The organism is Lysinibacillus sp. DFXJR4 (genome assembly GCF_057196045.1).
Window position 1 is genome coordinate 63,134 of sequence record NZ_JBXUNW010000015.1, and the last position, 20,977, is coordinate 84,110.

14 protein-coding genes are annotated in these 20,977 nt (G+C 36.4%); 8 read left to right on the forward strand and 6 right to left on the reverse strand.

Going from position 1 to position 20,977, the window contains the following annotated elements; genetic code table 11:
* Positions 1–118 precede the first annotated feature (118 nt).
* The 6 genes from AC2CGN_RS20735 to AC2CGN_RS20760 all read left to right on the forward strand — a co-directional run bounded on the left by AC2CGN_RS20735 (position 119) and on the right by AC2CGN_RS20760 (position 6,554).
* A complete protein-coding gene (locus AC2CGN_RS20735) occupies positions 119–685 on the forward strand; it encodes a sigma-70 family RNA polymerase sigma factor (protein WP_484515970.1) in 567 nt (188 codons plus the stop codon).
* The gene (locus AC2CGN_RS20740; protein ID WP_484515972.1) at positions 682–1,710 is read left to right on the forward strand and encodes a DUF4179 domain-containing protein; all 1,029 of its coding nucleotides are present in this window, start codon (positions 682–684) and stop codon (positions 1,708–1,710) included. The genes AC2CGN_RS20735 and AC2CGN_RS20740 overlap by 4 nt, the downstream gene beginning before the upstream one ends.
* A gap of 106 nt (positions 1,711–1,816) precedes the next feature.
* Complete coding sequence (locus tag AC2CGN_RS20745) at positions 1,817–2,431, forward strand: PH domain-containing protein (protein ID WP_429988414.1); 615 nt, start codon at positions 1,817–1,819, stop codon at positions 2,429–2,431.
* A 78-nt stretch (positions 2,432–2,509) separates the two neighbouring features.
* Positions 2,510–3,871, forward strand: a complete 1,362-nt coding sequence (locus AC2CGN_RS20750) for an acetamidase/formamidase family protein (RefSeq protein WP_484515974.1) — start codon at positions 2,510–2,512, stop codon at positions 3,869–3,871.
* A 195-nt stretch (positions 3,872–4,066) separates the two neighbouring features.
* Complete coding sequence (locus AC2CGN_RS20755) at positions 4,067–4,621, forward strand: HPP family protein (protein ID WP_484515976.1); 555 nt, start codon at positions 4,067–4,069, stop codon at positions 4,619–4,621.
* Between the two features lie 448 nt (positions 4,622–5,069).
* A complete protein-coding gene (locus tag AC2CGN_RS20760) occupies positions 5,070–6,554 on the forward strand; it encodes a hypothetical protein (protein ID WP_484515977.1) in 1,485 nt (494 codons plus the stop codon).
* Between the two features lie 49 nt (positions 6,555–6,603).
* Here AC2CGN_RS20760 and AC2CGN_RS20765 read toward each other — a convergent pair whose 3' ends face one another.
* Entirely contained in the window at positions 6,604–7,788 is a 1,185-nt protein-coding gene (locus AC2CGN_RS20765; RefSeq protein WP_429986515.1) for a CaiB/BaiF CoA transferase family protein, read from the reverse strand.
* Between the two features lie 374 nt (positions 7,789–8,162).
* On the reverse strand, positions 8,163–9,074 hold the full coding sequence (locus AC2CGN_RS20770; RefSeq protein WP_484515979.1) for a CAP domain-containing protein: 912 nt from the start codon (positions 9,072–9,074) through the stop codon (positions 8,163–8,165).
* A 234-nt stretch (positions 9,075–9,308) separates the two neighbouring features.
* Here AC2CGN_RS20770 and AC2CGN_RS20775 point away from each other — a divergent pair, with 234 nt between their 5' ends.
* Together AC2CGN_RS20775 and AC2CGN_RS20780 are read left to right on the forward strand one after the other, a co-directional pair.
* Entirely contained in the window at positions 9,309–10,874 is a 1,566-nt protein-coding gene (locus tag AC2CGN_RS20775; RefSeq protein WP_484515981.1) for a sensor domain-containing diguanylate cyclase, read from the forward strand.
* A gap of 519 nt (positions 10,875–11,393) precedes the next feature.
* The gene (locus tag AC2CGN_RS20780) at positions 11,394–15,788 is read left to right on the forward strand and encodes an S-layer homology domain-containing protein (protein WP_484515982.1); all 4,395 of its coding nucleotides are present in this window, start codon (positions 11,394–11,396) and stop codon (positions 15,786–15,788) included.
* A 398-nt stretch (positions 15,789–16,186) separates the two neighbouring features.
* Here the strand turns inward: AC2CGN_RS20780 and AC2CGN_RS20785 are convergent, their stop codons facing one another.
* The 4 genes from AC2CGN_RS20785 to AC2CGN_RS20800 are packed head-to-tail and all read right to left on the reverse strand — an operon-like array spanning position 16,187 to position 20,885.
* The gene (locus tag AC2CGN_RS20785; RefSeq protein WP_484515984.1) at positions 16,187–16,987 is read right to left on the reverse strand and encodes an alpha/beta hydrolase; all 801 of its coding nucleotides are present in this window, start codon (positions 16,985–16,987) and stop codon (positions 16,187–16,189) included.
* Positions 16,984–17,985, reverse strand: coding sequence for an ABC transporter substrate-binding protein (locus tag AC2CGN_RS20790; protein WP_484515985.1), 1,002 nt, complete (start codon positions 17,983–17,985; stop codon positions 16,984–16,986). The genes AC2CGN_RS20785 and AC2CGN_RS20790 overlap by 4 nt, the downstream gene beginning before the upstream one ends.
* A 45-nt stretch (positions 17,986–18,030) precedes the next feature.
* Positions 18,031–19,218 (reverse strand): AraC family transcriptional regulator, encoded by a 1,188-nt coding sequence (locus AC2CGN_RS20795; RefSeq protein WP_429983664.1) that lies wholly within the window; start codon positions 19,216–19,218, stop codon positions 18,031–18,033.
* A 35-nt stretch (positions 19,219–19,253) separates the two neighbouring features.
* On the reverse strand, positions 19,254–20,885 hold the full coding sequence (locus tag AC2CGN_RS20800) for an ABC transporter substrate-binding protein (protein ID WP_484515987.1): 1,632 nt from the start codon (positions 20,883–20,885) through the stop codon (positions 19,254–19,256).
* Between the last annotated feature and the right edge of the window lie 92 nt (positions 20,886–20,977).

A 20,977-nucleotide genomic window follows, 5' to 3' on the forward strand; every position in this document is an offset into this window, starting at 1 on the left:
GTATGCTCATTTATAAAAATCATTATAAAAGAAATGTTTAAAAAGTTGAGAGTTTTAACACTTTGTATTCGATATAGTTAGTGAAAAAGCTTTTTCAAAAGATTTAGAGGGAGGCGAAATGATGAGGTGCACTGCCAAAAATTTCATTAGCCGTTTACAAAATAAAAAAGAAGATGCACTTGATTATGTAATAGAGCATTATTCTAGTTTCGTGAATGCAATAGCTTATAAAATTCTTTCAGACATCAATAAAGATGCTATTGAAGAATGTGTGAATGATGTGTTTTTAGCTATTTGGCAAAATGCTAAACAATTTGAAGGCCAGCCTGAAGATTTTAAAAAATGGATAGGTATGCTCACAAAATATAAAGCGATAGATATTTTTCGTAGGCTTGAAAAACAACAAGCAAGAGAGAAGGGAGACGAGGAGCTCTCACAAAAGCCTGATGTAAAAGAGACAGAGCGGGAATTTCTAAAAAAGGAGCAACGAAATGATTTATTATTCGCAATTAGCTGCTTAGAAAGTGTTGATCGGGATATTTTTATGATGAAGTATTTCCTACAGTTAACGAATACTGAGATAGCAGAGGCACTTCATTTATCAAAGGCTGCTGTAGAAAACCGGCTATACAGAGGGAAGAAAAGGCTAGCTACATCCATAAAGTTAAGGGAGGTATTCATATGACAAAAAGCTATAAAGATTGGTTAAGTTTAGATATTGAAAATATAGAACCACTAGAAATGTCATCACAGCAAAAGGATAAGCTAAAGCAAAGGGTTTTTAAGCAAACAGTTAAAAAGCGTGTACCAAAATGGGTACGTCATTTATCAGCTGCGGCAATCATTGGCATCGGCACCGTAACAACTGTAACAACTGCTTTTCCGACGCTAGCCTCACAAATTCCATTTATGAAAAACATAGCTAGCTATTTTAATAATAAAGACACTATGTTTGAGAATTTCGATAGTTACGCTACAGAGATTGGTCAGGTTCAAACTAGTAACGGTATATCAATGATGATCGAAAATGCAGTTTTTGATGGTACTTCCCTCACGATTTCTTTTGCTCTAGAGAGTGATACAGATTTGGGGTCCCATCCATTTATTCAAGGTAATTTTATTGATATAAAAGGCTCTGAGGCTATGGGAGGAGGAAGTCGACTAGAAAAAATAAGTGATAATAAATATGTTGGATTAGCAAATGTTACACCCTATTTTGATAAAGAAGCACCAGAGGAAGTAGAGGTAAGTTGGACGCCACAGGCTTTCTATGTAAATACAGATAAAATAGTAAAGGGTGATTGGGCCTTTCATTTTAAAGTCTCAAAACTTGCAGGTGAGCTACAGTTAATAAATGAAACCGTTACTAATTATGATGTCACTGCTAGATTTACTTCCCTTGAAAAAAATGAGATGTCCACAATTATTCATTATGAATATGAAATGGATCCAGATTTGCTGAAAAAATGGCCAGAGGTGACAGTGCAATTTGATGAGCTACAAGATAATGCAGGGAATAAGTATACAGTGCATGGAAATGGCGCAAGAAGTCTTGACAATGGTATTTCCTATAAATCTAGTGCTACTATACAGGCTATTCATTCATCCGCTAAGTCCATTACATTTGTTCCAGTGGTCTATTTCTCCTTAGGCTCCGGAAAAGGTATGGAAATAAAGGAGATGGACCCTATCACACTTCCAATAAAATAATTAAATGAAAGGTCCTTGTGCACTTTTAAAGCACAAGGCCCTTTTGAAACTTTTACAGAGTTTAAATCGTAAAGAGAGTATTAAATATCTAGGAGGGAAATTTCAAATGTTCAAAAAAATAGCAGCAGATGCACTGGGATTGTCGGATATTGGCATAGTTGTGCCGCGTGAGGATTATGATAAAACGGATGCAGATGATTTTATTTTGCATGAAATAGATGAAAAAATTTATTTTTTAATTAAAACGAAGGCAGACGAGTATTGCTTTACAAATAGAGCAATTATACATGTTGATGGGGAAAGTGCCATGAGCAAGAAGCGATTACTGCGCCGTTATGATTATTCTATGTATGCTATTACAGATGTTTTTCTCGAAACAGCAGGAACAATTGATCTTGATGTCGAAATTAAGTTTACGATAGGTAATTCTCCACTTTCCATTGATATTCATAAACGGTTTATAGATGATATTAAAGATTTATATAAAGCGTTACATGCAATCAGCTATGAGCAAAAGCAAAATGCCTACAAGCTAGAGGCAGCAGAAAAAAGCTTACAAATCGCTTCCTCATCCATCGGACGTATTGGTAATGATAATGTCACTCCTTCTGCATCATTCGAGGAAATTACACGCTTCGCAAATAGCTGGATGATAGATCATAAGGACAAATATAAAAAAGAAGATTTCTCACACGTTTATGATTTATATATGAACAATTAAGAAAGAATAGCTCTCTGCAATTTGTGGAGAGCGTTTTTAACATAAATACATAAAATCAAACTAGGAGCGTGACGAAAAATGACAAACGAATTGCAAGTGCTAGAAAAAGAAATAGGAATAGAAAATGAACATTTCGAGCAGCAACCGCAAGCCGTAGAAACATTATTCGTAAATGAGTTTATAGATGGTATTTTAGACCCTTCGCAGAAAATGCTTGGTCCTGTTAAGGATGGTGGAACGATTATTGCTAATACAACACCTGGTTGCTGGGGACCCATGCTGACACCTACAATTCGTGGTGGACATGAAGTGACAAAGCCTGTATTTGTAGAAGGCGCGGAGGTAGGAGATGCCATTGTCATTAAGATTAAATCCATTCAGGTGACATCATTAGCAACGGCATCTGGACACGATGAGGTTATTAACGATCGATTTATTGGGGACCCATTTGTTTCCGTAAAATGTCCAGGCTGTGGCAAACTTCATCCGAGCACTATCGTTAAGGGAATCGGTCAGCATGCCATTCGCTGTTCCACATGTGATACAGAAACGGCCCCTTTTAAAATGACCAATGGCTACACGATGACATTCGATCATAAGGGGAATATTGGTGTTACTGTTGGTCGAGAAGGAGCACGTCGAATTGCACTGGATGCGAAAAATTATATGCGCACACCTGAAAATTCTATACAAAATCCGGTAGTAGCATTAGCGCCCAGTGATTTAGTTGGCATTATGGCTAGAATGCGACCATTTTTAGGACAGCTTGGTACGACGCCATCCAAGGCTATGCCAGACTCTCATAATGCAGGTGATTTTGGTTCATTTTTAATTGGGGCACCGCATGAATATGCCTTTACACAAGAGGAATTGGATAAACATCGTACAGATGGGCATATGGATATAAGCCGTGTTCGTGAGGGGGCAACCATTATTTGTCCAGTTAAGGTTCCTGGAGGTGGCGTTTATATTGGTGATATGCACGCCATGCAGGGAGACGGTGAAATTGCAGGACATACAACAGATGTTGCTGGTATCGTCCAACTACAGGTTAGTGTATTGAAAAAAGCGTCATTGGAAGGTCCAATTTTATTGCCAAATGCTGAAGATCTACCTTATACAGCTAAACCTTTTACAAAGGAAGAAAAACGCCGTGCTCGTGAGCTTGCGGAGGAATTTGGGGTTAAACAGGTGGAGGACGCATTTCCTGTATCAATCATTGGCTCTGGAACATCATTAAATGAGGCAACAAATAATGCCCTAAGTCGTGCTGCAAAGCTTTTTGAGATGAGCGAGCCTGAGGTGATGAACAGAGCAACCATTACAGGCTCCATTGAAATTGGTCGTCATCCTGGAGTTGTAACAGCAACCTTCCAGGTACCAAAAACTGTACTGAAAAAAGCACGAATTTATAAACCAGTGAAAAAACAATATGATTGATCATATAAAAGCACAAAAGCAAACTACGGAAATTATTTCTGGTTTGCTTTCTTTTTGTTGGCAAAGACTTTTGTCTAAAGATTGACAAATAAAAATTGTTTTCTATTGATTAGTTGCTATAATAGAACAAGTTCTAAATAGCTAAAAGATTGTTATAGTTCTATTAGAATTCTTACATAGAAATGATGGTGACACATGGCAGATTTCGTGCGTTTACAAGAAAAAAGAGAAAAAACAAGCAGTTTTAAAGCATATCTCAATAAAATGCGAGGTGGAGGACATGCACCTTCGAGAACAAATTTTGCTGACGCTCTCACAGGTGCGGTTGGGGGATTAGTATGTATTTTTGTGCTACTTTGGCTGACGAATTACACAGGGACACCCTGGCTAATGGCCTCACTTGGTGGTAGCTGTGTACTCGTATTTGTGGTTTGGAATGCACCGTTGTCTCAACCACGAAATATTATTGGAGGGCATTTTATTTCTGCCTTTATTGGTCTATCTATATATTCTCTTCTAGGAACAAGTATTGTTTCCATTAGTATGGGTGTAGGATTAACGATTTTCCTAATGGCGATTACGGGAATTATTCATCCACCGGCAGGAGCTAATCCTATTATTATTATTTTAGGAGGCTATGGATGGAGCTATTTGGTGATGCCTGTATTAATAGGTGCATTAATTATTGTGTTCTTTGGTATAGTGATTAATAATTTACGAGAAACACGACAATATCCTTCATTCTGGTAAAACAATTGTGTAATCCATATATGCAGGGCAATTAAAAATTTGACAGATTTTTTTGTAACTATTTGAATGGTTACTCGTCTACTGTTACGAGAAGGTTACTTTCTCGATTATATTAGTGAATTATACATAACTTCCCTAAGTTGTGTATGCAGCTAGCACTGTCTAGCATAGGCAATGAGTGAATTGTGACAATGCCAATGGGCTACCAACTTATAAGCACTTGTCCAATGAACTCATTTGCCCTTTATCAGGAAAATTTAAATGTTAACCCATCTATTAAGTTACTATTCAATAGATGGGTTTTTCTTTGTCACATTTATAAGAATACTTTTGTCGTATTCTTAAGGCATATCATAATTTTTTTAGCATATGTTGGATTAGATTTGTTATATTGAAGAAAGAGCATTAGCTAAGCTTGTTAGTATTTTTGATAGGGGGCTCCAATTTCATGCTGTTGGATTGTGATGAGCAGTTATTCATGGCATATAAACGTAGTGGTGAAAAGGGTACTGAAAAAGTGCTGTCAACTTGGTCAGAGGCGGAGAATAAGTTACAGGCAGACCCAAAAATATTAGGTACTGCCCTTTCACCAAATTTATTTTTAGTGAATGAGGAAATAGCGATGAATATTGCTTTTTCAACTGCGAGAAAATATTGGGGTCATGTAACTACAGAGACGCAAGCTTTTTTTGATAAGCAGGGTATGGATGCTAAATTTGTACATGATCGTCTGAATGATTTTTTTTATACGCAAAGAGGGAAAGAAATTTTTTTTGAGCAGCTTTTTGCACAGCATACAATGGACTTTGAACGGTTAATATGGTTAATCTTTGGCAAACGAATGCAAATTACAATGCCGGTTAACGAACTTCAAACTATATTTTTATATAAATTAAATAATGAATATTTTGTGCATATGATTTATAAAGAACATACTCTATTTTGGCATTGGTTGTTTATGAAAAAGATTTATTCACTGTTTATCCACAAACCTTTAGAACAATTCACATTTATTCATGAAATGCTTGGTCATTTTGAGTATTCTGCAAGAAAAACTTATGCACATGTGAATAACTTTGTGAATAATTACAAAAAAGTTCTGGATAAGTGTATAACTTATGTGGATAACTATAATTCAACGTGCTTAGAAAAAAAACAGTTACACCTTTACCAAATCGTTGTGCATTACCGGTTAGCCGAAGGGGATAATCGTTGCGTTAAGTCATTAATTACTGCTTTTGAAGCGGATTGGCGTTATTCAATGTATGCGTTGACAGAGAAAGAAAAGGTGCTGATTGCCTACCTTCTGTTTCATATAGCACATCAGGAGAAGAATGATGAATTGGTTATCCAGTATGGGGAATATTTATTAGAGGATGAACGTCTTAATAATTATGCAATAGAGATTATGCTAGAATATAAAGAACTACTGCCTAATCGTAAGCCAACACCTCCCGCTATTATCAAAAATTATGAACTAAATTTTCTAGAAAACTTATATGCTATTTTACTCGATCATTACGTAAGAACCGAGCGTTATCAGGAGGGATTAACACTTTTAAAGGAGCATAAACTAGCATCCAATAAAAAAATACATGCAGCATTAGTGCAGAAAAATTATAGTAATGAACATTTTATAGCGATAGAGGCTTATGTCCAACAAGATATTGCTTTACTTGTGAATAATTCATTACAGCACATCGGATTATCTGTTGATGAATGGCGCAGAAATTATCGTCTACCAGAGGCTTCGTATTATTTTGTTGCACAGAGCGCATCCCTTCATATATTAAATATCTTAAAGGTTCTATTTGTAACAGAGCAGTATGAACTCTTTGAAAAATTAATGGAAATTTATAAAAAATACTTACTAATAGATGATCATTTCGAAAGTTTACGAGTGTTTATAAGTGCATATGTAGAGCAGGAATGATTAAAAAGAGTGTCTAGTGTAAATATGCACTAGACACTCTTTTTGGGATTTATTCTAAAACGCCCTTGTCTTTTAAGTTAGCAATTTCTTCTGCACTAAAGCCAAGAGCAGATAACACTTCCTCATTATGTTCTCCAAGCTTGGCGCCTACATGCCTATATTCTGGTTGAGCGCCATCAAATTTAAAGGCAGATGCAATTTGTTTTTGCGTCGTACCATCGCTTTTGGGAATATCAACAATCATGCCGCGAGCTTTTAGCTGTGGGTGCTCGCACGCTTCAGGAAAGGTTAAGACAGGTTCCACACATCCCTCAAAATCCTCGTTAAACACTTCTAGCCATTCATTATAGGTTTTTGATAAAAAGGCATCATGAACGGCTTCTTTAAAACGAATTTGTGTATAGTATGAATCATTAAAAGTATTATCAATAAGCTCAGGAATATCAAGGGCTTCACATAGCAGCTTGCGGAATTGAGGCTCAAGACTTCCTACTGAGAAAAATCTCCCATCTTTTGTTTTGTAAAAATCATAGTAGCTACCACCATTTAAAATCTCCTGCTCTGGCTGAGGCACACGCCCCCCTCCAATGTATGCGGCTCCATACATAGCATTAAGTGAAAATACAGCATCGGTCATACTAATGTCAACATATTGCCCTTCGCCTGTTTTTTCACGATGTAATGCAGCAGCCAGTACGCCAATTGCAGCATGCATGGTGCCTCCTGCAATATCAGCTAACTGAATTCCCATCGAAACGGGTTTTTTATCCTTATGGCGAGAGTAATCCAGTACACCAGCTAATGATAAATAATTATTGTCATGTCCTGGACGATTGCTATAAGGTCCCGTTTGACCATAACCAGTAATGGCACAATAAATAACCTTTGGATTAATTTCCTTTAGAGCCTCATAGCCAATGCCAAGTCGTTGCATAACGCCAGGTCGAAATCCTTCAATAATAACATCGAACTCATGAACGAGTGACTTCACGATTTCCACAGCCTCTGGCGATTTTAAATTTAACGTTAATGACTTTTTAGAACGATTTAAATGTTGGTGTATATATGCCTCATGATCGTCATCATAAGGAGGCATGATTCGTGTTAAGTCCACGCGCTTCGAAGATTCAACGTGGATAACCTCCGCACCTAAATCAGCAAATATCATTGTTGCCATTGGCCCTGGCAGTAATGCAGAAAAATCGAGAATTTTTAACCCCTTTAAAATACCCAAATCTCCCAACCCCTTTTGTGTAGCTACTAATGCCACCTATATTAAGAGACCTAGTAGCTTTTCTCTTAACCCCATTTTGAAAAGCGTATATTGTATCTGTATTAATACAGTGTACTATAAATTTATCAGTATTATAACAGAAAAATTGATGGCTTGACTATGCTAATTTTTATTATAAAATACTTAGTCTGAAAATTATATGTCAGAATAACAATAAAAGTAAAAAAATTTTGAATATAGATTTTCTGTCAAAATTCAGATAACAATCACCTTTTATTTGAAAATTTCGTAAATATGAAGGCGAAAAATCTCTATGTAATAGAAAATACATAGAGATTTTTAATTGATATAGAAATATTATGTCAAAGTGTACGCTATGACTTTGAATAAAAATTCACTGTAAAATAAGGTGAACCATTGTTTTTAAAGCAGACACCGACAAAAACATGCGTAAATTCTTTTCTTAAAATATTCCTACGATGTCCTGCAGAATTCATTAATGCCTCATGAGCAAAAATGCTATTGCATTGACCAGAGGCAATATTTTCACCATACCAGAAATAATCTACACTACCAGCAGTAAGTCTATCATTAGAATGATAACCTTTATGATCCTCATGGCTAAAAAATTGATGAGTTATCATATTACTACTATGTTGGCGCGCAATAGAATTGTACTTTTTATCGTAAATAAGTGGTTGCAATCCTTCTATGGCTCGTTCATGATTAATGAGTTCAACCATTAAATCTTCAAATCCTGTCCGTAATTCATTGGAAGGTTTTCCGTAGAAACTATTTTTATTTAATTCTGTAACAGCATGAATCCAAAGAATGGAGCGAACTATATTGCTTTTGTGTAAATCATAGAAAAAAGTGACATAGTGCTGATTAATTAAATAGGTACCATGTGCTACATTGTCTGTACAATCAATATAATGTAGCAAGTAACTTGTATTTTGATAGTGAATAGCTTTGAGAGGAGACCCATATTTTTTAGTAACCTCTGTTAAACTAGCACCTATTTTAATACCAAATGCTTTATGCGCTATTCTTGTTTCATATCCACCAACGACTTGAGAATTATGCCTTCCTACAATAGAAAATAGGGAATCATCTGTCCCTATTCGATGCCATTCCATTTTATATTCACTTTGAAAGCTAATACTTGAGGCGTTTTTTTTTGTCAAAGCACTCGAATAAGCCTTTTTATTTGAGCTGATAGAAGCTTTAGCCCATAATCCCATACCAAAGCCCAATAAAATTGGAGCTGTTTTATAAATCAACATACTTCAATCCTCTTCTGTTAAAGTACAATATCTAATAAAAATCTATCAGAAATAGAGCGTTTTATTACTATAAAAATACTATATTTTTGCTAAAAAAACGAGAGGATAAATGTTGGTACTTACACTATAATGTTACTTTAGATATAAAATGTCTATAAAAAATCACTGTTTTCAATAAATTATTTCTAATAAAATAAGGAAATGTACTCATTAAGAATAATAGGGGTGTGAAAGTTGAAATCAAATCGGTTAAAGTTAAAACATTTAATTATGGGAGTAGCAATGGCTGCCTTTTTCTTTACAAGTATTGGTAGTCTCTGGAGCGGTTACCAAATGAATGTTGATTCGATTAAAGAAAATACATTAGAAACGAATCGAGTGTACGCACAAAAATTAGCATCTACAGCAGATGCTTACCTAGAGGAGGCTTTTCAAATTTTAGGTTATAGTGCTTCCAATATAAGCTCAAAGATGAATGATGGAAATGCATTAGAGCAGGAAACAGATCGTTTGAAAATGCAAAATAGTATGTTTAACTCTGTCGTTATTACGAATGCAGATGGCCGTGTACTTTCTATCTCACCTCCCTCTATAGAAATAAAGGGAGAGGTTTTAACATCAGTTGGTGCTAAAGAGGCTTTAACTAAAAAGGAGCCGCTTATATCAAAACCTTATGAGGCGATAACAGGACGTCTAATTATTTTTATATCTTATCCTATATTCTCAGCATCCAATGAATATCTAGGAATGGTGGCTGGTAGCCTTTATTTAAAGGAACAAAATGCCTTTAATAATTTATTGGGAGAACATTATAGCCATGATGGTTCTTATGTATATGTAGTAGACGAAGATGGTCGAGTGATTTACCATCAGGACCCAAGTAGAGTCAATGATATGGTTACTGAAAATAAAGTCGTGAAAGCTGTAATTTCTGGGAAGAATGGAGCACAGCTAGTCGAGAACACAAAAGGCATTAAAATGCTTGCAGGCTATAGTGCAGTATCTTTAGCAGGGTGGGGAGTCGTATCTCAAAGACCTTTAGATGTGGCATTAGCGCCTTCGTTTGATCGGGTGCAGGATGTGGCGATAAAATCTATACCACTTATGCTGGTTTCAATCCTTATTGTGCTTTGGGCGGCAGCACGTATTGCTAGTCCTTTACAGCAATTAGCCACTTTAACAGAGGAGAGCCTAGATAGTAAAAATGTTGAGGGGCTAAAATCTGTCCAAGGTTGGTATTTTGAAGCGTATTCTTTAAAAAGTGTTTTAATAAGGAGCTTATCTTTTTTACATGGACAGGTACTGTTTTTCAAGGATCAATCGACCACTGATCCACTAACAGGGGTAACAAATCGACGTACGATGGATGCAATGCTGGCAGAATGGCAAGAAAACAAGCTACCTCACGCTATCATTATGTTGGATTTAGATCATTTTAAAAGTGTGAATGATACATATGGCCATGCGGTGGGAGATAAGGTGTTGCAATTTTTAGCGAAAAATATGAAAGCTGTCGCTCGAGAAGGAGATGTGTGTTGCCGCTATGGTGGGGAAGAATTTGTTATGCTATTACCAAATACTACAGCGGATGAAGCTGCTTCTGTTGCAGAGACGCTGCGTCAGGTTTTAGCTAACACGATTAGTCCTTGTGGTCGACCTGTGACATTATCGGCAGGGGTGGCTGTCTATCCTCAAATGGCTGATTCAACGGAAGCATTATTTGAAGCTGCCGATGGGGCATTGTATCTTGCTAAGCAGGCTGGTCGTAATCAAGTGATGGTAGCTAGGCAAGAAAATTAGTAAAAAATTTATGACAGATAGGCATACATTGCTATTTTAGGGGTACATGATTAATGTAGAAATCATTTGGGCAAGCTACTCTTAAATGATTTGACATATATCACTTCTAAATCATGTTCAAATAATATGCAAACTCGGGACACATCTCTTGATCGACTTGACAAGACGTAAGGTTATCCCCCTTTCCCTTATGACATTTCAAGAACGACTAGATGTATGCCTATATATCGTTAAAGCCAAGCGAGCACCGATGCTCCTTGGTTTTTTTGTGTAGGAATCCCATAAGAAAAATGAATGAATTATGCTCATAAAGTTGCTTAATAGGACAGGGAAATCTTAAAAGGCGTACTCACTGCTCAAATGTACACTTTAAATTCACAAAGCACCGATTAATGCGTGACTTTCTACTAGTATTTTAGAATTAACTATGAAGGTTTTCTAATTTGCTGTCGATATAAAGGGTATGATGAAATTGATATTTGTGCGTATCAAAATCCATAAAGTGAAAGGATGAGTGGAATGGATAAAACCAAAATCCAAAAAGTGAACAAAGCACTTATTGCAACTGTCTTTGCTACTAGCGGAATTGCTTTAGTAGTGCCACCGCCACAAAAGGCAGAAGCAGCTACCTCACCGTTTAAGGATATCGATCAATATTCAAGTCACTATGATAATATTTTAAAATTATATTCTCAGGGTGCGATTAGTGGGTTTGCAGACAATACCTTCCGACCAAATCAAAATGTAACAAGAGGTCAGGCAGCTAAAATGCTGGCTACTGTCTTAAAGTTAGACCTAAAAAATGTACAGGATCCTTATTACAAGGATGTTCCAAAAGGTAGTGAATATTACAAATACGTAGCGGCATTACAAAATGCAGGGATTATGTCTGGATATTCGAATGGAACATTTATGCCAAATGAAGTTATTACACGTGGCCAATTAGCAAAAATGCTAGTGCTTGGATTTAAATTTGAGGTAGCTTCAAATTATAATCATAGCTTTCAGGATGTTAATAGCCAAACGAGTAATGCCATTTATATTCAAACATTAGTGGATTTAAAAGTTACAGAAGGAACTACGCCAGTTACATTTTCTCCATTTAATCCAGTAACTCGTGGTCAGATTGCCTCTTTCATTGTTCGTGCACAAGATAAAAAGGGGAATGCATCCTCTTACAAGATTACGGGTATTGAAGATGATGTAGTCTACATAAATGCTGAGCCTTACACGGTACCTGACAATTTAGCAAACGTTTTTAATGAGTATAATGCACCTGTTTTACAGGGAGCAATTATTGAAGGTAATTTAGCTGGGAAGACTATTCAATCTGTTTCAAAGCTAACATTGAATGCAAGCGGCACAAGCTCAAAATTTTTAGATTTTGACGGTGAGTATGGTTCATTTGGTGCAACCATTGTTGTCAATGGAAACTATATTGGATTTTCTAATATTACATTGACTGGCACAATGCTAGTAAACGAAACAGTGCGTCCTCCTTTACATTTAAATGTTTCTGGCTATAAGCCATTATCAATTGGGCGCACAGCAAGTACGAATTTTTCATTTATTAACTGGTCAAATCCAGAAAATCAAAATGGGGAGAGCTCGTCCTCGTCCAATAGCAATTCATCGTCTGATCTTCAAAATTGGACAAATCAAAATTCAGAGAAGAACCCAGATAAAAACAAACCGTTTGTTAACTGGTCTAAAGAAAAAGTGACCATGAAAAATGTGGAAAAACATCTTGAATTTTATAACAGCACTGTCTCGCGTTTAGTTGTATCTCAAAGCGGTACTAAAATTGAAACGAATACTAAGCTACCGCGTGTAGATATTATCGGAAGTGTTCGTGAATTTGAAATTCAAGGTGACATTGGAACACTAAACCTTGATACAGAAACAAAGCTGACAATCTATGGAGATAGCAATATCGACTGGATTAACTACAATAGCTTTACAGATTTAGAGCTTTATATAGACGGTCGAGTGGGTACACTGTATGTGGATAATGCATTTGGCTGGGTGGATATTGGTCCATACACGTATATTGACAAAGTCATTATACCGAAGGGTGAATCACCAAATAATATCTTCGATGATTTCTTAGAGGATAAAGATAATATTGGTAGTATCACAGATCCAGATGGTAAACCAATCGATAAGGATGATATTGAAAACCAAAAGCCTGCTGATAAAACTAAGCCTGTTGTTAATATCACAAAAGTATCTGTATTGAATGGTAGTGATGTACAGGTAGATTTTACTTCAGATAAAGTCGGCACGTATTACTATATAGTTCGAGAAAAGGACACTGAACCACCAACAAAACGAGAAATGGTTGATCGTGTTTCTACTGATAATGTTGCAAGTGGAACAGGTTCGGCTGTATTAAATAACAACACCTTTAAAGTGACAAATCTAGGTGAGAAAAAAGAATATGTTATTTATATAATGGTTGTAGATGGTGCGAAAAATGTTTCTGATCTTAAATCAGAATCCTTCCAGATGAAGGATGCGTCACCGCCAGTAGTAAAATCTCTAAAAGTGAATCCTTTACATGGTGGAAAACGAGCAGAGTTTACATTTACTGCAAGCGAGCCAGGGGACTACTACTACTATGTTCGGAAAAAGACAACTGCAGCTGATCCGACAACCGCAGATATAGTAGCGAAGCCAACAGGTACAGGTAAGGCTGTTGCAGGTAAACTAGGAATTACGGAGATTTTAACAGGCTTAGAGGCCGAAGAAGTGTATCAGCTCTACGTAGTAATGAAGGATGCATCAGGTAACTATTCGGTAGACCCTATTCCGAAGGAGGCTATCAAAGAGTTTACGACAAGTGCATTAGATAATATTCATCCTTATGTTGAGCAGACGAAGCTAGAACCAGCAGGAAAAGCAAATCAATTTTATTTATATTTAAACGAAGCATTAGATCCTGAAAGCGCTCGTAATATAAACAACTATGATTTATCAGGGACAGTTATTGTTAACACAACAGGACAAAATAAAATTAAACCTTCGGCAGTAGAATATAAAGAAGGGGATAAAAAAGTATTATTAACGATTCCTTCTGAAACAGGCTTTGTGTACGGTGATACATTGCGCGCTACTGTTTTACCGGGCGTAAAGGATTTAGCGGGTAATGATTTTGAAAATGTCAATACCGTTGACCCTGGCAAACCGGTGAGAAACTATGCGGAATATATCCATGAAAAATTTGATATGCCTGTCATAACGATTGAAAATGTAGTTAGTAAGCCAGATCAAAATGATAACTATAGACGTTCTGAAGTAGAATTTAAGCCAAGTAAGGCTGGTACTTATTATTATATGGTGCTACCTGATACTGTTGAAGACAATGGAGAAGTAAAAACGTTTAAGCAATATTTAACAGACAAGGGCATTACAGAACGTGATTTTGTGAATGAGTTTGCAAATGAATCAAATTTAAAATCAGGCTATTTCCAAATTGGCGGGAAGGATATATATATTGACCGTGGCTCGGGTCCAGCGGATTTAGAGGAAAAAACAAAAAAATTCCCAATTACTATTTCCAAAGATAAGCTGAATCCTTTCTTAAGCTATTCCGTGTATATGGTCTTAAAGGATCGTGGCGGGGAACTTTCGAAAATTACCTCTAAGGAAATGATTGGTGATACAAGAGCGCCGTTAATTAAAAATTTAGTAGTAAAACCTAAAGAAAATGATGATACGAAAGCTATGATTTCCTTTGATACTGATGAAACAACAGAGCTTCATTATTGGTTTGTACCGAAGAAAAATGCAGATGGCACAACAAATGATTCGGCAAATCTAAAAATTGATACACCTGCTGAACGCAAATTCTTAGAGGAAAAATTAAGAAGTAGCCCAAGTGTTAAGAAAAGTGGAAAGGGATCATTCCCATTATCTGAAGCTACAGGTGTAACTTTAGAGCCGCATAAGGAATATGTTGTGTATTTTGGTGCTGCAGATACGTATGGAAATATAACAGTGTACAGATCTAACGCTACTTCCGATGGTTACGATGAATCAAGTATGGGTTGGATGAGAGAAAATTTCTATTCTGATGGTACACCACCACGTATTGAAATGACAGTTGATGGTCAAAAGAAACGTAATATTGTTTATCGTAATCCAGATGATACATTTACGATTACATTTAGTGAAGCCATTATGCGCGATGAAAATGGTAATTCTTTAATAAACAATTTAAATTTACTTACAATTACGAATGAATCAGGTCAAGATATTACGTCTCAATATCAATTTGTTAAGTATACACAAGGTACAAAAACAACAGATGAAAGTAAGTTGATTATCAAACCAGTGGCACCAAATACGGCAGATAAAACATTTACAGTGAAGATGAAAAATGAAGCAGTCGATTACAATATTACAGGTTACACGGGTAATAAATTCAATGTTGAGGATTTTGGAAAATATGTATACCAAAAATCAGGTGTGGCATTCAGATCAGCTACATTAATGGGGAATATCTCAGTGGGGAATGTCCATTCTTACAGAGAGCTTGAGTTTATGTATCAACTTGCAAACGCAGGAGATGATGTAAAATTCTATTATGCAGTCCGTGTAAATGTTGTTCCTGGAGACTTAACCGCAGAAGAAATTATTTTTGCAGGTGAGCATGCTGACCAAATAGCGGCTGGACAAGCTGTTCCTGGTATTGCTAATGGTATTTCAGTTGCAGGTACTGGTAAACCTGAAAATTCATCAGATAACTCACAAAGATCGGTATTAACAACGAAGTCTTCTAATCTGAATAAAGTATTTATGGAAGGTGACCGTATTTACTTTGCAACTGTCGATAAATACGGTAATATTTCTCAAGGCGTATTAGATACAAACGACCAACAGAAATATATTAAAATTGAGAGAAAACCTTAATCAAAATCGTATAATAGACATCTAATTAAAGTTTTAGTTCACACTTTAAAGATTCTAAAACGTTATAATCAATTTATCAATAAAGTAATTTGGAGAGATATTAAAAGCCAAACAATTGTAGAGAGCTACAGTTGTTTGGCTTTTATTTATAAACTTTAATTTGTTGGCATTGAAAAAAACTCAACTAAGAACTACGGGCTATACGAGAGAGTAACAAAGTGTATTTACAAAAAATACTTATCCTATCAAAAGTATCAGACATTAGTATTGATGAAAGTATTGTCACATCAAAATTCATAAGAGGATATGCTCAAGTACCGACTTCGTCATACAGCATTTTGATGCTATAAATATAACCCCAAGTGTGGAGGATTCGTCACTTGGGGTTTTCATTGTCATCAGGTATTTAAAAATCGGGGGATTCGGCTAAGCATACAGGGAAGAACACTAACATGATCCTCCTCATCGAACTTCACAAAATTGGTGCGAATATTCTTGTCACTTAAACGCTTCATTCGTTCTGCTGCTTGCTCAGCCCCTTCAAGCATATCAGCCAGTTCATTGGCACCAATTGTGAGCAGTAGATTGATAGTATGATTCCCATTCCAAATTTCACTAAATCTCTCCATTTCTTTTAACACAGCATTATCAGCCCACCAAACTGAGGGACTTCCAGCTATGATGTGCGTAAATAAATAAGGTCTTGCACATAAAGCATATAGAGTAAAAAGACCACCTAATGAATGCCCCACAATGCCTTGTTTACTTTTATTAATGGGCCATTCCTTTGCCACCTTAGGCATCAATTCATGTTCGATAAAATCTAGAAAATCATTCGCCTTGCCATTAGGAGGCCAAGGCGTACCATCAGGACGAGGTGGTAGATTTTCCTCATCTACAGGTAGTGTAAAATCAAGGCATCGTCGTTCCATATCAAATGGCTCCTTTGAGGGATAGCCAATACCTATAACAAGAATGGGGTCAAAGCCTTTTGGTTTTCTTGTTTGTAGCTTCACTGCCTCTGCAAGTGTTGGAAAAAGTGCGTCACCATCTAAGACGTATACCACAGCATAGCCATCTGCTGGCGGCTCGTCTGTTGGGGGCGCAATCAATATTCGATAGTCTAACTGCTGTTGGGAAGTCATCATGTATTCAAAATAGTCTTTTGATACATAGGGTTTCTTTGTCATTGTTTTCATGGCGTTAAAAACTCCAATACATCATCTATGACTTTTCCCTGTGCATGAATGCCCCCATTTAGCCAATAATCTCCTGCTGTTTCGTAAACTTGATTGTTTTTGAAAGCCGTTGTACTTTGCCAAATTTTACTTTCTTTAAATTCATTTAAAAATTCATCGCCAAGATTGCCATCATTAATAAGGAAAATATAATCGGCATCAAGCTCTGGTAAAATTTCTAATGACACCTCGAAGGCACCATTCTTCACTAAACTGCTTTGTTCAAAGCCTAATTCATGCGTTAATACATAGCCACTGAAATACTCATCAGTCATGAAGAACATACCTTTCGCATTAAAGCGAATTAACGCCACTTTTTTCCCTTTAGTAATAGCAGCTAGCTTCGCTTGTGCAGCATCTACCTTCTCTTGATAACTTTGTAATGCTTGCTCAGCCTTATCTTGTTCATTAAGTAGCTGCCCTAATACTTTAATAGAACCTTCTAAATCACTTGCTGCATTTTTGAATACGTATGTTGGGGCGATCTTTGCATATTTTTCATAAGTGCCGTTTTCAAGATAAAAAGAGTTGTGCAATATAATTATATCTGGTTTGTTTGCCATAATCGCCTCTGCAGATGGAGGACCACTTGCAAAGCTGATTTCTGGTACACCTTGTAACTGATCCTGCAAATAGAGCTGTGGCCTCACGCCATTTGACCATTGCATCATGGGTTTAATGCCTAAAGCAAGCAGCGAATCTTCCATGACAGGCGCAAATATTTTTGTCGGCTTAGCAGGTAATGTCACGTCATTTCCAAGCTCATCCTTTACTGTTAATGGATAAACATCTTTTTGCTCCTTCGTGCTTTCCGAAGCTGCCTGTATTACTACCTCTTCTTCTTTATTACTTGATTGAGCATTGCAGGCAGTAAGTACGCCAATAACAAGTAATAAAGAGGCGAATACAAAGATAGATTTTAAAATTGTTTGATAGTGATAACGACAGTTTATGTTCATTGTTCATCAAGGTCTCCTTTTACTGATAATGATTCTCAAATGGAATTATAATTCAGTGTTAGAAAGGAAGCCATGGACTGGAACAGGAAAGGGATTTGGATTTTTTCCGGTTAACATTAACAATGTTTCATCTAACATTCGATTAATGGCAATAGCAGAGTACTCAAACCAAGGATTCGATGGCAAAATATACACATGTCCATTTTTTATAGCCTGTAACTCTTTCCAACTATCAAGGTATTGTAAAGCGAGCCAATAATTTCGAGTGGCCGTATCGGGGCAAATGATGAATAGCAAACGATCTGGATTTATGTCTAAAAGCTGTTCAAGAGTGATAAGCTCGTTACATGTTTCTTGTTGAGCATCAATAGGATGAAGCTGCAAATCTGTAAAAAGAACATTCTGAATTCCTTTATTACAATATAAAAATAATTGATCTCCACATAATCGGAGTACAGCGAAAGTATCCTTTCCAACCGCTCGTTTGATCTCTAGCTTTGCCTGTAATGCTTTTTGCTCGTACGTTTGAATGAAATGTTTACAAGCGCTCTGTTTGTTGATGGCGTCAGCTATTTCTGTTAATTGAGTTTTCCAATCCTGTGCTTTAATCGTCACATGTTTGACGCCAATTGATTCAAGCCAATGTAGCATTGATAGGGAGGGCTCTTCCTGAAAAATATGAATATCTGGCTTTGCAGATGCTAATTTTCTAAAGTTATCCTCCGATTCCGCGTCAAATATATTTAAAGGCACATGAATTTTATCCTGGTAATGGTTGTAATAATATGGACTCCATTTAGCATTGAGTGGCGCAGCGACAGGTATTATTCCCAGTGCTAATAAATTCCCAGTAGTGGACACAGAAAAAGTGGAGATACGCCGACGGGCTATTTTGCTATAAGAGGATGGTGAAACTCCAACCTCTTTTTTAAATTTTCGACTGAAATAAAACTCGTCACTGTAGCCAACCTTACTAGCAATATCACGTAACAATAAGTCAGTATCGCGAAGTAATTGTTTGGCATGTCCAATGCGTAACTCTGTTAAATAATCAGTAGCACTTTGCCCGAATTCCTTTTTAAATGCCTCCCCAAAATAACTGGAACTGAGACCAGATATGAAAGCTAAATGATCAATCGTTAGAGGCTGATGATGGTGTTTTGCAATATAATTTCGGATATCCTTTAATGATATTTGAGTTGTCATCGTATCTGTAGCACTTTCGGTTTTCATGTTAACAAGTCACCTCTTATATGTTAGTGTGAAAATTATTTTACATTAACCAATAGCTTCGGTAATGCACCCAGTAATTTCTCTCTTGTAAAGGCATCGTTGTAATTCCATTTTGTTGCGTCAATCAAATAAGCGTGGTTATTTTGAACAGCAGAAAGTTCTTTCCAACTATCACTTTTGAGCAATTCCATAGTTGCTATTTGCGATTCAGGCTTGTCAGATAATAGCATAAAGATTCGATCACCAGCGTACTGAGGTAAGTGATCAATTGGTATTTCCTTATAGCCTTTCCCGGCTTGTAGTAATTTTTTTACTTGTCTATGAGGCTGAAATCCACATGGATGAAAAAGCGCAGGGGATAGACCTGTACAGCCCATAACAAATAGCCGTTTACCATGATCAAAAGTAAAAACAGTAGCCGTTTCATCAGGCTTTACATCTTTTTGTAGCTGCTGCCACATTGTATTTTCTTGTAGTCTAAAATGTGTTAGCCAATCTTCTGCCCGTTGTTGTTGGCCAAGCCACTGCCCTAGTAGAAGAATGCGTTCATCCAAGGAATCCCAGGAATTGAGTGTAATGGTTGGAGCAATAGATGATAAAGACTGATATTGCTGCTCGTCATTATTTGTAAAAATAATTAAATCTGGATTCAGCTTTGAAGATTTTTCAATGTTAATTGGAAATGCCACATCTTGCACATTAGGTACGTGATTTTTATAAAATGATTTGCTAATCGATTTTTTGTCACCACCTATTGGCTGTACATTAAAAATCAACATATCCCCAAATGTTTCTCCATGATAAATAATTCGATGAGGTGTGGCAGGAATTTCTACTTCATGCCCTGTCCAATCTTTAACAATAGTCCTTTGCTTATATTGACGAGCGAACTGCTTAGGCGGAATGCCAACGATCTGTCGAAAGCGGCGATTAAAATAATATTCATCATCAAATCCAACCTGCTGGGCAATATCTTTTAAAGGTTCATTTGTTTGTAGGAGTAATTCCTTTGCGTTTTTTAGGCGTAAATCTGTTATATAATCCAATGGCCTTTTCCCAGTTAAGGTTTGGAAGATTGCACTGTATTGCCATTGGGCGATATGGGCTAAATCAGCGAGTTTTTTTACTGGTAAAGACTGCTGATAATACTTATGTATATAGTCAATTGTTTGTTCAACAGCCTTGGTAATATTTACTTGGTAATCCATATGAAGCTGATGCTCAAATAATAAATGTAATAATTCATACAAGATCACTTGTTGTTTAAGATAATCCGAATGAGGCTTCATAGCATACAAATCCTCTGTTAGTCGAGTAAAGCGGGTAGCCGGGTATAACGTATATTCCACTTGCTCAGAAAAAATGGGTTCTATATATGGAGAGGGGCCTTGTACTAACTGAAAAGCTGAAAAGGAAATTTTATAGAAACGAAAATCTTTAGTTATACCCGATAAATCAATCATTGAATGTGGCTGTACAAGGAATATTTTTCCCTTCGTCACAAGATAGGGAATATCATCAATCGTTAACGTTCCACAACCATCCGTAAAAAGAATCATCATATGATGAGAGGTTGAAATAAACGGATAGCTCTGTGTAATACAGTCAATAGCTTCTAAATGAAAAAGTAAGTCTTTGGTAAAAGAAGTTGAATTTTTATCTTCCATTAGTGACTTCCTTTCTAAATGAAAATCATTATCAATTAACTATATTGTATAAAAAGTAAAGAGACATTTCAACAAAGATGAAATGTCTCTTT

Coding starts and splice junctions, on each gene's coding strand:
- AC2CGN_RS20795 (WP_429983664.1), bottom strand. CDS start 19,218: ATGAAAACCGAAAGTGCTACAGATACGATGACAACTCAAATATCATTA.
- AC2CGN_RS20785 (WP_484515984.1), bottom strand. CDS start 16,987: ATGAAAACAATGACAAAGAAACCCTATGTATCAAAAGACTATTTTGAA.
- AC2CGN_RS20750 (WP_484515974.1), top strand. CDS start 2,510: ATGACAAACGAATTGCAAGTGCTAGAAAAAGAAATAGGAATAGAAAAT.
- AC2CGN_RS20740 (WP_484515972.1), top strand. CDS start 682: ATGACAAAAAGCTATAAAGATTGGTTAAGTTTAGATATTGAAAATATA.
- AC2CGN_RS20770 (WP_484515979.1), bottom strand. CDS start 9,074: ATGTTGATTTATAAAACAGCTCCAATTTTATTGGGCTTTGGTATGGGA.
- AC2CGN_RS20745 (WP_429988414.1), top strand. CDS start 1,817: ATGTTCAAAAAAATAGCAGCAGATGCACTGGGATTGTCGGATATTGGC.
- AC2CGN_RS20755 (WP_484515976.1), top strand. CDS start 4,067: ATGGCAGATTTCGTGCGTTTACAAGAAAAAAGAGAAAAAACAAGCAGT.
- AC2CGN_RS20735 (WP_484515970.1), top strand. CDS start 119: ATGATGAGGTGCACTGCCAAAAATTTCATTAGCCGTTTACAAAATAAA.
- AC2CGN_RS20760 (WP_484515977.1), top strand. CDS start 5,070: ATGCTGTTGGATTGTGATGAGCAGTTATTCATGGCATATAAACGTAGT.
- AC2CGN_RS20790 (WP_484515985.1), bottom strand. CDS start 17,985: ATGAACATAAACTGTCGTTATCACTATCAAACAATTTTAAAATCTATC.
- AC2CGN_RS20780 (WP_484515982.1), top strand. CDS start 11,394: ATGGATAAAACCAAAATCCAAAAAGTGAACAAAGCACTTATTGCAACT.
- AC2CGN_RS20800 (WP_484515987.1), bottom strand. CDS start 20,885: ATGGAAGATAAAAATTCAACTTCTTTTACCAAAGACTTACTTTTTCAT.